The organism is Bradyrhizobium sp. SEMIA, from assembly GCF_014844175.1.
GTDB classification, from domain to species: Bacteria; Pseudomonadota; Alphaproteobacteria; order Rhizobiales; family Xanthobacteraceae; genus Bradyrhizobium; species Bradyrhizobium arachidis.
This window is the reverse complement of sequence record NZ_CP046601.1, coordinates 6094225-6107609: the sequence shown is the minus strand read 5'-3', so window position 1 is coordinate 6107609 and position 13385 is coordinate 6094225. Positions and strand designations below refer to the sequence as shown.

The window sequence follows — 13385 nt, the reverse complement described above, 5'->3', positions numbered from 1 at the left end:
TGAAATCCTCATTTAATCTCCTAGCTCTCAGATCGAATGCTGGGCATGCCTACTGCCGCGGCAGGCGGCCAGCTCCTCCGGCCAATTTTCCCTCGATCTTTGGTTTTAGACTGCTGGACCTGCGCACATCCCGAGGGCTCTGTCTCGCGAGTTTCTCGGCCCGAATTTTCTCCAACTTGGAGATAAAGTGCACCAACCATTTCTGGATGAGATACACTCGAAGCTTCGCCATCATCCAGCGGCAGATGCGGTCGGGCTGCGACATTGAAAATGCGATCGAAATCTTGGCCGCTATGTCTTCGATGTTGTTGGAATGGATGAGCAGCGCCGCGTCGAGTTCCTTAGCCACGCCGATAACTTTCGACAAAGTCAGTACGCCGGCATCGCTGCCATCCTGCGCTGCAACCTATTCTTTCGCTACGAGATTCATACCGTCACGGAATGATGTTACCAACGTGACACGTGCGGCGCGGTAGAGGGCGGCGAGCACAGCCTGAATCTGAGGCTTCGTTCGTGGCGGATCGGCATCCAGCCGTCCGCGCCATGCCGAGCGTTGACGTCCTCGACAAGAGCCGCGACATCGCTCTGATAGTCATCGTAGCTCTTGATGCCTGATCGTGAGGTGGTCGCGATGTGCAAAAGCGAAATGCTGCGCGATTCCTCGTTCAGAAGGTGATCGATTGCCCGAACGCGATTATCGAGACTCTTCGTGTAGTCAAGCCGGTCGACGTCGACGGCAAGTTTCTCACGATTGAGACCTTGCAATAGCAACAAGGCATCGGCATTCGACAGCATATTGTGCAAATCTATCTGTATCTATGCCGATCGGAAATACTTGCGATCTTGTCACCCGGCCATTGCGGGAAATCACCACACCATTTTCGTCAGGCGTGAGCTCGAAATCGGCACGGAATTCTGTCGGTTCTCGTCGCCTGAAAGCCCATTAAATCATAAGCGAGCATCGCCTCGGCCCCACCCAAATTGCCCCACAGTAGCAGGGACCGCCTCAAGTCCGCCTGTTTTTGGTTGATTGACGTCGCCACCGGCAACCCGGTTCGATACGATGACGAGATTCACAAGTTATCCTACCCGTCTGATCTGCCGTTTTGCCCGCCATCGATCAATTTGCAAAGGTTGGTGACCGAAGATTTCCGGCCGGACCGCCGATCGGGCTCGGTGCTTTCGTGTGCACTCGGCTGGGATTAGATGTAGCGAGCCGCCTCGAGGGCGCCCCACGCACGCCCTGCTCAGTCGCAAGACGAATGCGTCTAGCCCGCGTCCACCGCATCAACGGCTTCGTCTAACGAAGCAACTTACCCACGGCCACGAAGTATCGATTCTTCACAGACAAAACAGTTTTAATTCTTCGGTGAGCGGCAGTCTGGTCCGATATCGGGTCGATCGATCGGCTTTGGGAGCCGATGATTCTGCTGGCGCAAATTGCGCTTGCTTCGAATATCAACCTTCGCCGCGGGAACGACAGTTTACGCAACGCGGAGCTAAAACGGCTACCTACCAAATTTGGTATGGGACATAAAGACGCGTTTGCATCGTGCGACCGAAAGTCTGTCACGCCAGAGAGATATTGGTGGGGACGAAAAACGTCTTGGCAGGTTTCATGCCCGTTCTTGTAAAACCCCGCGCACTAGGTCTGTTGACTAAATGCGAGCGTCGTCCTCCTGGGGCGAACTTCAATTCGGTCTTCGCGATGCTCGACCTCGCCAACCCGCGCGCAGATCGTGTGCAGGGCGAGCAGGAGCTTTGGTCATGGCCGCGAAGGAGCTTCCGCTCGCCCCCCTCTCGACATCGGCATAATCAAGCCACAAGCCGAGGTGCTCATCGGCGGACACGCGGCTGCACTTGAGGGACTGCCAGACAACCATGTCCACGTAAATCTAGGCATTCGTCGAACCCTGCCGCGCGCCACCGCCAAGTTCGCGCACGCAGCGCTACAGCTATTGAGCCGCAATGCCGACATTTCGCCGTGAACACCGGACCATACGTTGATGCCGTCATTCGAAAGCTGGATGGGGCGGCTCCATCTCAATCTGCCTGGCCCGACGCTCCTCCCGCAAGACCTCTTTCCCGAGTTCAAGGCGGCCTCGGTAGTGACCGTCGACATGACTTCATCAGCAACCTAGCCGCGCAACCGTTTCCCAGCACCGCCATTGCATCCCGCGTCAAGGCGGCCGGTTGCCTGTTCACCTGAAGCGAGGCGTCAATACATGGTCGATGAACTGGATCTGCGAACCTTCACCCCACATCCGCAACGCGACGCTGTGCTCCGCGAAGTGCACGCGCGCCCCTTCACGCGCCTTGTTTCGCCGTTCAGCGTGATCCACTTCGCTTTTCTTGCACAGGGCGAGGCGGCCACAAGCGACCGCTGCCGTTTTATCGATTTTTGCCTCGAGCGCAATCTTACGCCGCCTGAGCAATCGGCGAAACTTCATCAGATTGTCATCGGTCCCGCTACGTTACGCTGGGAGCAGCATTCGGAATTTACAACCTTTACCTGGATCTGGACTAACGCAAATTGTTCTGCCGCAGACCAATTTGACAAAGTTGATGGGACCGTCCGATCGCTGATCCGCGCGCTGCGTCAGACCGGACAGTTGCTGGTCGCGATCAGGCTAGAAGTGGAGCGGGACACCTCGCCGACCAGGCGGGCCGAACAGATTTTTGACAAGAATAGCCTGGCCATGGTTGTCACAAAGAGCGGCACAGGCGTTGCCGCTTCAGACTTCCGCGTAGACGAAAAAGGCTTCACGAAAATACTCGTCTGCGACCTCGGGTTGACATCGCACGATCTCGGAGCGCTGGTGCAGCGGCTTTTGGAAATCGAGACCTACCGTCCATTGGCGCTGCTTGGCCTGTCGGCGGCCCTTGAGCTTGCACCATCTGTTGATCGCATCGACCGCCGTCTTGTTGAGGCGCTCGAGAAAATGCAAAGCGGTGAGGGGCTGCAGTTCAACAACCATCTGCTTGCCGAGCTGACGGCGCTGGCCGCATCCTTCGAAAGAGGCGCGACCGGCAGCCTGTTTCGCTTCGGCGCCAGCAGGGCCTATTACGAGCTGGTCCAATCGCGACTATCCATCATTGAAGGCAACGATGTCTCGGGCTATCCAACCTGGTCGTCGTTTCTGGCACGCCGCATGGCGCCGGCGATGCGAACCTGCGCCACTGTGGAGGATCGTCAGGCCACTCTGTCGGTCAAGCTCGCGCGGGCCGCCGACCTGTTGCGAACCCGGGTCGACGTCGAAATCGAACGACAGAATCGCGACCTGTTGCAGGCTATCAACGAGCGCGCGAGACAGCAACTTCGGCTGCAGTGCACGGTCGAAGGATTGTCGGTCGGGGCGATAGGATATTATGTGGTCAGCCTGTTTAGTTATCTTGCCAAGGGCGCGCATGATGTCGGACTGCGAGTAGAGCCCTCGTTCCTGACCGCAGCCTTCGTGCCGATCGCGGTCGGCGTGATCTGGCTGGTGAGTTACAATGTCCGAAAGCGACACCTCAAGCACAACGACGAGCCCTCGGTTACTTGCGACTAAAGCTCCTTGAGGGAATCGGTGCCTCCGTCCTGCGAAGCTCGCATGGTCGGGGTGCGACGCTGCCGCAAGATCGCGGCCGGCTCCTGCGCAAGGTAATGCAGCCGGCGAGGCATTGTGGATCGGGTCAGTCGCCGTTGCGACGGCTGAGACGGGGCCAGATCAGGCTGAAGCCCTCACCTTCCTCATCCAGTGTGGAGATCGGGGCCGCCTGGCCGAAGCGCTCCAACGAGGGCCGCGATTATCTAGGTCTGAAGCTCGACGATCCGAGCTTCACCGCTCCGATCTTCGCCAACCCCTCGATGGTGATCGACAAGCCGGAGGCGATCGACGGCGAACAAGGGGCCTGACAGCAAAGCAGCAACTTTCTTGGCTAGGGCCAAGAATGATGGCCCAGTCGGCGGGGAAGAAAGTTGTGACGCCCCTGTTGCGCCTTATGCGGTTGAGCGTCAGCCGTCCTTCGGGCTAGATCAATCCATCGAAGAGGCCGTTGGTGCACTCGGCCTGCAGAACTGACGTCAAGGAGAACGCGGCAAGTTCGACCGCACCGAGAGGCCGGCAACTGAGTTCGATGGTGACGGGCGCTTTGTCCCTTCAGCAACGGACGGATTTGGGACGGTGAATTACACATCGGCCGCGCCGCTCGTTCACATTTATTGTCGCCGTATCCATTGAGATGCGACCGCTTGGTCCATGCCTCTATGATCACCGTGACGAAGCCGGGGCGCAAGCTTGTTGATCGGAGCTTCAACGGCCAGCCCGCTCTCGTTCGAATTCCGACGGTCAGGACCGCGAGCATTGCGGATATCTGGTGCGGTCCCGCCCGTCGACGCGACGCATTCAGTGGCGCAATCATTGCCGGGCAGGTCCAGCTACGGCTATTCCAGTGAAGCGGATGAACGCTGTGATGCTGACGGCAATGGCGCCCACGACGGCAAATATCGTCCGCCAGATTGGTGAAGGCACCGTTATCAGAGACGATTCCATATGTTTCGTCATAGCCCGCACGGTAGCGGGCGCGACGTAGAGAAGGATATCAGGAGCCGAACCCAAGCCCATGGCGCGAGAGCGAGCGCAAGCCCGGCGACACCAAAGCTCACACCGCCCGGCACAATGCCTCCGTTCAAGCCGGCACGGGTATTGGAAGCCGAACATGGCGATCGTCATGCCAACGAAGACCGGGAGCGCAGAGGCAGCAAGCATGAACGCCAGCCAACAAATCAAGCCGATAACAAGGATAATGAGTGGTGGTCCGAGGATGAACATGGCGGGTGGATTCCGTGAGATAGAGGTCTGACGGCTGCGCCTTCCACCACCACCACGGCGCGCGATACTATAGCAGGACACTCAGCGACCCGATCGTCACGGATCCAGTTGCGCGATTTTTATTAGCGCCGAGCGTGCGCTCAAAGGGCTCGTGCATTCGGCATTTGATTCTTTTCGATCTTCAAGTGGGCGCCTGCCGTTTGAAATCACCTAGCGCAATCAGTTTCAGAAAAGTCCCGCGTTCTTCTCCATTTCGGCTGCTACTCCATCGTGTGTGTTGCTTTTGAGCATCCGGGTCACAATCGCCACTCACTCCCAAGCCTTGGCTGTCTTCCGTTTGGCGGCGCTTTGGCACGCAACTATTTCCACGCAAACATAAACGTTGCGCATTGGATCTGCCCTCGCAAATGTCGGGTATGGAGAGACTGTCGGAAGCTCAGATTGTCAAATTTGAGACAACGTCGGCAAGTTGACGCGACAAACACTTCCGAAGACCCCGCAAAGCCTACGAGTTCAATTCGGCACGCGCCTTGCTTATTCGGGAAATCATCACCAATCGAAGTGCGGTGATCTTCGGGACGGACCCGGCGCGCCCGCGTGTCTGGTCTGCTCCGACGATTGTCGTGCGGCGATACTTGAGGAGGCGGGTCGTGAACTGGCAAGTTCCGGGGCAAACTTTGATGCGATGTAGAATCTTTTTTTGTGGTGCGACAACAATTGCGCTCGTCGCAAGCAGCGCAGCGAAGCCGGCGAATCTTGAGCCACAACTTAAACCGCCACAAGGGGTGTGGAACTGGTCTGGAGGCTATATTGGCGGGCATGCCGGCGGTGGGTACGGCCGCACCTCTTTCAGCAATCCATACGGTCCATCAATCTATGGCGGCATCGTCGATACCCCGGCGTTCCTTGCTGGTGGCCAGATCGGTTACAACTGGCAGAACAACAGCTGGGTGTTTGGCATCGAGCTGGATGCCAGCGGTGCTGTCTCCAACGGCACAAGTACATGCCTCGCCTCTTCGGGCTTCGTTGTGAGCGCAAACTGCAAGGCAGGTCCGAGCCTCTTTGCCACCGGGACCGGTCGCGTCGGTTACGCCTTTGGCGCGCTCGGGCACACGCTGGCCTATCTCAAGGCAGGCCTAGCCTGGCAAAACAATCGGGGCGATGTCGTAAACAACTTTGAAGGCGGCTGGCCAGAGGGCAGAACGCATTTCGACGATGGCCGGGTCGGTGGCATTATCGGGCTGGGCGTCGAGCAAGCCCTAACGCCCGCATGGTCGGTCAACGTCGAATATGACTATCTGCATTTTGGCGGGCCGAGTGTCGCGACGGCTGCGACAGTGCAGTTTCCGCCGTTTGCGATTCTGCCGGCGAGCACAACCAGCCTGACCAGTAACTATCACATCGGAAAGATTGGCCTGAACTACCACTTTGGTGCGGACCCAGAGGCCGCACAATGGTCCGATGCGCCGCTGTATGCGAAATCAGCCGGCAGCGTACCACCTATTTTCTACGCGCCCGGCTGGTCCTTCGAAGGCGGCTCGCGGCTCTGGCTGAGCCGGGGACGTTTCCAGTGGGATCACAGCGCAGTTCGGAACGGCTGGCCTGAAGACCCCAGCATACTGGAATCGAGGCTCACTTATCATGGACTGGACGGACTTTCCGGGGAGTTATTCGGCCGTGTTGACAGTCCATGGGGAGTTTTCTTGAAAAGCAATCTTGGTATCGGGCAGTTCAACAAAGGAAAAATAAATAATGAAGATTGGATACCCGAGGACGGACTTTCCTACATCAACAACCTTTCCGGCCAGTCAAACGGGAGGTTTGCCTATTACACGGCTGACGTCGGTTACGACTTCCTGCGCAGCAGCGACTACAAGGTCGGGGGATTTATAGGCTGGACCTATTATGGCCAGAGTTCGGACTCGACCGGATGCATGCAGGTGGCTAACTCGCTGTATTCGTGTTTGACGTCGGGTGACAGCAGGATCATCGGCGGAGAGGATACTCAATGGAATGCGCCTCGGATCGGCCTGAGCGCCGAAACCATGCTGACCGAGCGTTGGCGTTTGAACGCCGACGTGGCCTACTTGCCCTGGACCGGTTTCAAGGGACGTGACTATCATCTCTTGCGCGACATGACCACCTTTGATGAACAACGCGGAAATGGTGGTGGCGGCGTCCAGATCGAAGGCGTGTTGTCCTACTCGATCACCAAAAACAACAGCGTCGGCGTCGGTGGCCGCTATTGGGCCATGTGGACCAAAAAGGAAGCGACTCTTTGTGCAGCAGCAGCGGCTGCGTCGGTGCCCCGCGCATTCTTGCGAAGTACAGTATGGAGCGCTGGGGTACATTCTTTCAGGCCTCTTACAAGTTCGATTCAAGGAGTTGATCTTGGCCGGCTCGAGACTACTTCTCGAGCCATCCAGGCCTGCTCATAACCATCGACTCGGCGCCAAACAGGACGCCGACGTCGTAGGTAAGGATAGTGAAGCACCTCGGAATCGAGCAGAGCAGCTTGCATGCCAAGAATGAGTGCCAGCCGGTGCGAGCCCCACACGCCTCGAGTCCCTCCGGCCCCCGAAAGCCTCAGTGCCGACACGCTTGCACCCACCACCCGGCCTTCCTTGAGGATTTTCCAACATGAGAATAGAAGAATAGGAGAAAGTGTCAGCGCTTTCACTTCGTTCTTGGACAATAGTTTCAATGCGCGCGTCCTCAAGTTGAGAAAACGCGGCAGCAATTCAGTTGGCTCGGAATGAGCAAGCTGCGCCACGGAACCGCTTGCTTTTGTGCATTACTGCGCGCGAGAAGGCCCCGATGTCGCGCGCTCCCGCAATCTCTGCCGGCGCGGCATTGAGATGATCCGAAAGTCCGGGATGAGCTAAGCCGGCGGGCCCATCGTCGGGCAGAATGCGACGCTTCAAGTTTGGGAGCAGATCAGCGTAGTAGTCCAGAACTGCTGAGCCTGCCCTGACGACTTAGTCGATCAGCTCTTGCACCTCGGGCAAGTCCTGCGCGCGCCTGGCCGCTCGACGACAAGTTTCAAGCTCCTCAAGGAGGCTCCCCAATTTTCGCTTTGCCGCGTGACCGCGTTGGCGGCCCACATCCGAAGTCGGTGGCGGGTTCGCAAGCGCCGCGGCTCAATCTTGAGGCGGAGCGCATCCGCTTCACAACGGCGTCGAACGATTGGCTGCGTTCCTCTGGGACAAGGCCGGGCTCTAGGCTCGAACTGCCTCATCCTGCAACCCCAACGTGCGATGTGCCAGCTCGGCCAATGCCCGTCATATCGTATCCCCGATATTGATATCCTGGTCACACCTCGTGCACACGCCCCCGTTAGCAGTTGACAAACCTAAACTCCCGGACCAGTTCATCACAGTCCGTCTTGCAAAGCGCCACGGGCTGCGAAGGATATTTGGCACCGTCCCTGATCGTAGATCAGCGCTACGAATCGTGCCGCCAGCGGGTCGGCGATTGTCGAGAAGTTCGATGGCTTGTTCCAACTCTCTACCGAGGTGGCGGAGAATTAACCCTCGACTTGGCCTGTACAGGTGCAATTCAGTTTTCGCGACTCGGCCACTGCCCTTAGTCATGTGGCGCACGGCGCCCGCTTAGACTAGCATGCCGACCTACGCGCCCGCGAGTCGATCCGCTGATGCGCTCGGCAACGCTGTTGAGGCTTAGGCTATAGGCTCGAATAGCCAACTCGAGTGACCGCGGGTTCATTCGCTTACCTGATGCGGAGACCCGCAGACCAAAGCGAGCCAGGCTATCCCGCTGACGCGACCATTTTCCAAGCTTCCCCCAGCGAAATGATCGTGCTTGTGCACCGTTCAGGGATGAATTGCGCGCTCTCGATGTGGTTTACAGAAGAACTGTTGAGCGTTCCCGCGCATGATCCTTTCTATCAGACCACGAGTCTCTTCAAGCGCAACCCACCCTTCGGCAACCAATTGCGAGAGTGCCATCGCGATTCCACGACGCGCTACAAACGCATGGCCGTAAATTGGCTCGACAGCGACATAGTCGCCCCCGAAGGTGAAGATCTTGTTCGACGGGACCGCCACCAGAAACTCCTTCAGAAAGCGAACGCCCGCCACCGGATTGATAATCCACGCCCAGCACATGTCGATCGCGGCATTCGGGTAATGTTTGGCCAGCGCGATAAACTCGTGCTCGTATGGATAGCCGATATGCATGAGAACAAAACGGGTTTCGGGAAAGTCTTGCAACAGACGGCATACGTCTACGGCATTGCTGTGGGTACGGCCGAGTTGCATCACGCCATAGCCGGCCAAAACGCCGGTGTGCAGTTTGACCGGAAGGCCGCACTCGCCAGCCTTGTCGAGACAATAGCGGAACAGATAATCTTGTAGCGCCTTGAGGTCCTCGGGACCCAGGGCGTGTAATGCGCCGACTCTGTCGGCGTGATGAGGAAATAGCCTTGACGCATGCGCCTTGGTGACCGGCTCGAAATTGAGAGCGCGCGAATAGGCAATCTGCGATTTTACGGCGACGGCTTTGGGACCGTATGTTGCGAAGTAGAAGTCGATGACGTCGAGCCACTCATCGAGCGTCGCGGGTCGCCTGCCTGTCTCAGCCTCCACCCACGCAAAATCAGCAGCGCTACACCGGCACAGTTGAAGGATGCTTATATCGTGATCGAGTAGCCCTGGCTGTTCGGTCTCCATAAAAATACGCTGCAGCGAATTGACATGGCAGCCCTCGATGTTCGCTAGGCCAAAAATGCGGGCATAAAACCCGGGCTGAACCGTTTCTCGGTATTTCTCAGCGATGCGCGGCAGGCTCTCGGCTGTCAAATCATCTTCACCATAAACGCCGCGAAATGTATGGCGCAGGGCCTGGGCGTAGCCGGTGTGGCGGATGCGCTCCCAATAGGGGGCGATCAATCGATATTTTTCCTGGCTTGGAAGATCCGGCAAGAGGAACCTGCGCAGATCGGCCGCCGGAAGGCCGGCAACGACCAGATCCTCGGCCGTATAGGACCTGAATAAATAAGCCCAGTCGTTGCATGGCAATGTTCGTGGATGGATCGCTCCAGCAAGGCGTTGACTTTCCTCAATCAGATGTTCGTGGGTGTCCACAAACGGCGTTTCCTCCACCCACTGCGCAATCTTTCGATCGGAGTCCGTCATTGCCTCCCAGCCAATCGCAGCGCCACTCATTTTGGATTCCTTTCAGGTAAGGACAGCCGCTTGCATCCGCATTCGCGATCACCGCTGCGTTAACCATGCTGTATGTCTAACGTTCGCCAACGGCGCATTTCGCGACCGCACTCGGATTAGATCAATTGTCGACGACATCACTCGGATGGGCAACGCGCTCCTTAAGAGCCTCCGTCATTGGAAAGTTGAGGTTGATGTTCTTCGGTGGGATCGCAGCCATGAACCATTTGTCGTAGATCTTCGCGAACTCGCCGGAAGCCATGAGCTTGGAGAGCACGTCGTCGACCATTTTTTTGAAGTCGGGGTCATCCTTCGAGAACATCAGACCATAATAATAGATCGTGCCGTAATTGGCTCTTAAGAAAGTTAGGTCAGCGGGGTTCGAATAATCCGCCTTCATACCGGCCAAGAGAATGTCCGCCTCCACCCACGCCGATGCCCGCCCGGTGGCGAGCAGAAGCAGGGATTCAGCATGGTCTTTGGCTTGCGCGATCGTAAGATTGAGACCTTCATCCTGCGAGATACCTTTGGCGATACCAAGCGCATCGGACCCCTGTGTAACAACGATAGTCTTGCCCTTTAGATCTTTCGGCGTCTTGAACCCGCTCGACACCTTTGCGAGCCAAGCCGTTTGGCTAGCGAAAGTCGAAACGCTGAATGAGACCTGTTCCAGACGCTGCTTGCTGCTGGCAGTGCCGCCGCACTCGATATCGATCGTACCGTTCTGTATCAGCGGGATGCGGTTGGACGAATTGAGCGGCGTGAGCTTGACATGAAGGTCTGGAGTGCTGAGATCAGCTTTCAGTCGATCGACGATATGCGCACACAGGTCCAGGGAAAAACCGACTGGCTTCTGGTCGCCGCCGAGATAGGAAAAGGGGATCGAAGCTTCGCGGTAGCCAATGGTGATCGCCTTTTTCGACTTGATGTTGTCGAGCGTCGGACCGGCCTGAGCCGTGGAGACTGAAAGCATGGCGATAGCAGTTGCGGAGAGCAGTGCAAGCATTCTGAGCATGGAGATGTCTCGGTTCGGATAAAACGCGGCTAATGAATGATCTGGTTGAGGAAGGTCTTGGCCCGTTCCGTGTTCGGTGCTTCGAAGAAGGTGCTGGGATCACCCTCTTCCACGATCGAGCCGCGATCCATGAAGACCACACGATCTGCCACTTCGCGCGCAAAACCCATTTCGTGTGTGACGCAGACCATCGTCATCCCGTCCTGCGCGAGCTCAACCATGGTGTCGAGCACCTCCTTGACCATTTCCGGGTCGAGAGCGGAAGTCGGCTCGTCGAAAAGCATGATCTTGGGCTGCATGCACAGGGCGCGAGCTATCGCAACACGCTGCTGCTGGCCGCCCGACAATTGGGCGGGATACTTCTTGGCCTGATCGTGGATGCGAACTTTCCTCAGCAACATCATCGCCCGACCATGCGCCTCAGCTCGGGGTAGCCCCCTCACTTTCATCGGAGCCAACATGCAGTTTTCGATCACCGAGAGGTGTGGAAACAGGTTGAAGGTTTGAAAGACCATACCCACTTCGCAGCGGACGCTGTTGATATGGCCAATCCGATCTGTTAGCTCGGTCCCGTCGACGACTATGCGGCCTGAATCATGCTTTTCGATCTGGTTGATACAGCGGATCAAGGTCGACTTCCCCGAACCCGACGGCCCGCAGAGTACGATCTTTTCTCCTTTTGCAATGTTGAGATTGATATCACTCAAGGCATTGAAGTTGCCGAATCGCTTGACGAGTTGCTCGACGACAACCATCGGGAATTGGTCGGCTGGGCTAACCGTGCGCTCTTGCTGCATGCTGGTCTCCAGGTTGAAGCCGCCAGGGAATGACGGGATAGCAGATCATCGATGACTATCGGCGGCGCCCGCGATCGCGTACTTCTTGCGAAGTGAGGCGACGAATTGGGACGCGGCGGAACTTATGATGAGATAAGCAACGGCTACTGCGAGGTACATCTCGACGAGGCGACCATTGAGCTGTGCAAGCTTCGAAGCCGCACCAAGGAGATCGGTGAGGGACAGCACGTACACGAGCGACGTATCCTGAAACAGAATGATGGTCTGGCTCAGGATGATGGGGCTGGCTACCCGAAACACCTGCGGCAGGATGATGTGGCGATACGTATCGAATGTCGACAAGGCGAGAGCCTGGCAGGCCTCGAACTGTCCCTTGTTCACCGCGCGCAAGCCGACGCGGATGATTTCCGAATAGTAGGCCGCCTCGAACAAGCCGAACGTGATGAACGCCGTATAGGTGGCACCGACCGGAATCGGACGACCATTGCCTGACAGGTGGCCCAAAACGACGGGCACCAAGAAGAAAAACCAGAACAGGACGAGAATGAGCGGAATCGATCGCATCAGGGCAACATAGCCACGGACGAGCTGGCTCAGAATGCGGAGTTCAAAATGCTGCACGAGAGCGAAGAGCGTTCCGAGAAACATCCCAATCAGGAAGGCAGTTGCCGTCAAGGAGAGGGAGAATAGCAATCCTGACCATAAATAGGGCCATGCCTGCGCGATGATCGAGAAATCGAGGCTGTTCATTTCACGACCTCCATACTGCCAGGCAAGGAGCTTTCCAGCTCCACATCGTCAAAATCTGATCCGACGGCTTCCTTGCCTGGTGCGGTACCTGGAATGCGCACCGCTCTGTCGATGAGCATCATCGTCTGGTAGGCGATCAGAGCCAAAGCAAGATAGATGAGTGTGGCGGCACCGAATGCAGTGAAGGTTTGGAACGTAGCGTCGCTGATTTGGCGCGCCTGGGCGGTCAACTCCATCAAGCCGATGGTCAGAGCCACGGACGTGTTCTTATAGATGCCCATGACCTCGCTTGTCAGGCTTGGCACGATGAGGCGCAGAGCCTGGGGCAGGATGATATGGCGATAGGTCAAATATCCGCTCAGGCCAAGTGCGGCAGCCGCTTCGGCTTGCCCCTTAGGCAAGGCTTCGATACCTGCGCGAACCTGTTCTGCGATGCGCGCCGCGGTGTATAGGCTCAGACACCACAGGGCCGGAAAGAAAGATCCCCAAGGCGGAGGAATCTGCTTGATCCAGTCGCCTATCGCACTCGGAAGAAGCTCGGGCAGGACGAAGTACCAGAGAAACATCTGCACGAGGACGGGGATGTTCCGGAAGATCTCGACATAGAATCGGGCTAGTGCCCCGAATACGGGGTGCCGCACTGTTCGCCCGATGCCGACCACCACTCCGGCCGCGAACGCTATCCACCAGCCGAAGAAGGCAAGCGCCAACGTCCAACCAAGGCCCGAAAGAAGCCAGTCGATGTACCGCTGGCCATCCATTGTATTTTCAAGAAGAACTCCGAACATCGCGAGCCTCACGATTGCAGGTGTTTTTCTCAAAC

General features: G+C 57.2%; 9 protein-coding genes and 1 pseudogene. 3 read left to right on the top strand and 7 right to left on the bottom strand.

From position 1 onward, the window contains the following. Nucleotides 1–49: 49 nt before the first annotated feature. On the bottom strand, nt 50–349 hold the full coding sequence (locus FOM02_RS29635; RefSeq protein WP_265440347.1) for a hypothetical protein: 300 nt from the start codon (nt 347–349) through the stop codon (nt 50–52). 98 nt (nt 350–447) lie between these two features. After that, nucleotides 448–795: a trehalose-6-phosphate synthase gene (locus FOM02_RS29630; protein ID WP_265440346.1), complete on the bottom strand. Its 348-nt coding sequence runs from the start codon at nt 793–795 to the stop codon at nt 448–450. 1430 nt (nt 796–2225) lie between these two features. Between FOM02_RS29630 and FOM02_RS29625 the strand changes: the two genes are divergently transcribed. The 3 genes and pseudogenes from FOM02_RS29625 (at nt 2226) to FOM02_RS29615 (ending at nt 7252) form a co-directional block, all read left to right on the top strand. Beyond that, nucleotides 2226–3551, top strand: coding sequence for a DUF3422 family protein (locus tag FOM02_RS29625; RefSeq protein WP_027562286.1), 1326 nt, complete (start codon nt 2226–2228; stop codon nt 3549–3551). Nucleotides 3552–3742: 191 nt separating this feature from the next. Then, nucleotides 3743–3844, top strand: a pseudogene (locus FOM02_RS29620) (DUF736 family protein); the annotation flags it as partial. Between the two features lie 1620 nt (nt 3845–5464). Further along, complete coding sequence (locus FOM02_RS29615; protein ID WP_265440345.1) at nt 5465–7252, top strand: outer membrane beta-barrel protein; 1788 nt, start codon at nt 5465–5467, stop codon at nt 7250–7252. A 1395-nt stretch (nt 7253–8647) separates the two neighbouring features. On the opposite strand, the gene FOM02_RS29610 is transcribed toward FOM02_RS29615, so the two are convergent. The 5 genes from FOM02_RS29610 to FOM02_RS29590 form a co-directional block, all read right to left on the bottom strand. Then, complete coding sequence (locus tag FOM02_RS29610) at nt 8648–10000, bottom strand: amidohydrolase family protein (protein ID WP_265440344.1); 1353 nt, start codon at nt 9998–10000, stop codon at nt 8648–8650. 121 nt (nt 10001–10121) lie between these two features. After that, complete coding sequence (locus tag FOM02_RS29605) at nt 10122–11015, bottom strand: amino acid ABC transporter substrate-binding protein (RefSeq protein ID WP_265440343.1); 894 nt, start codon at nt 11013–11015, stop codon at nt 10122–10124. A gap of 29 nt (nt 11016–11044) precedes the next feature. Next, nucleotides 11045–11812, bottom strand: a complete 768-nt coding sequence (locus tag FOM02_RS29600) for an amino acid ABC transporter ATP-binding protein (RefSeq protein WP_322596912.1) — start codon at nt 11810–11812, stop codon at nt 11045–11047. Between the two features lie 45 nt (nt 11813–11857). Beyond that, nucleotides 11858–12562 (bottom strand): amino acid ABC transporter permease, encoded by a 705-nt coding sequence (locus FOM02_RS29595; RefSeq protein ID WP_265440342.1) that lies wholly within the window; start codon nt 12560–12562, stop codon nt 11858–11860. After that, the gene (locus tag FOM02_RS29590) at nt 12559–13350 is read right to left on the bottom strand and encodes an amino acid ABC transporter permease (protein ID WP_027562293.1); all 792 of its coding nucleotides are present in this window, start codon (nt 13348–13350) and stop codon (nt 12559–12561) included. The genes FOM02_RS29595 and FOM02_RS29590 overlap by 4 nt, the downstream gene beginning before the upstream one ends. Nucleotides 13351–13385 lie beyond the last annotated feature (35 nt).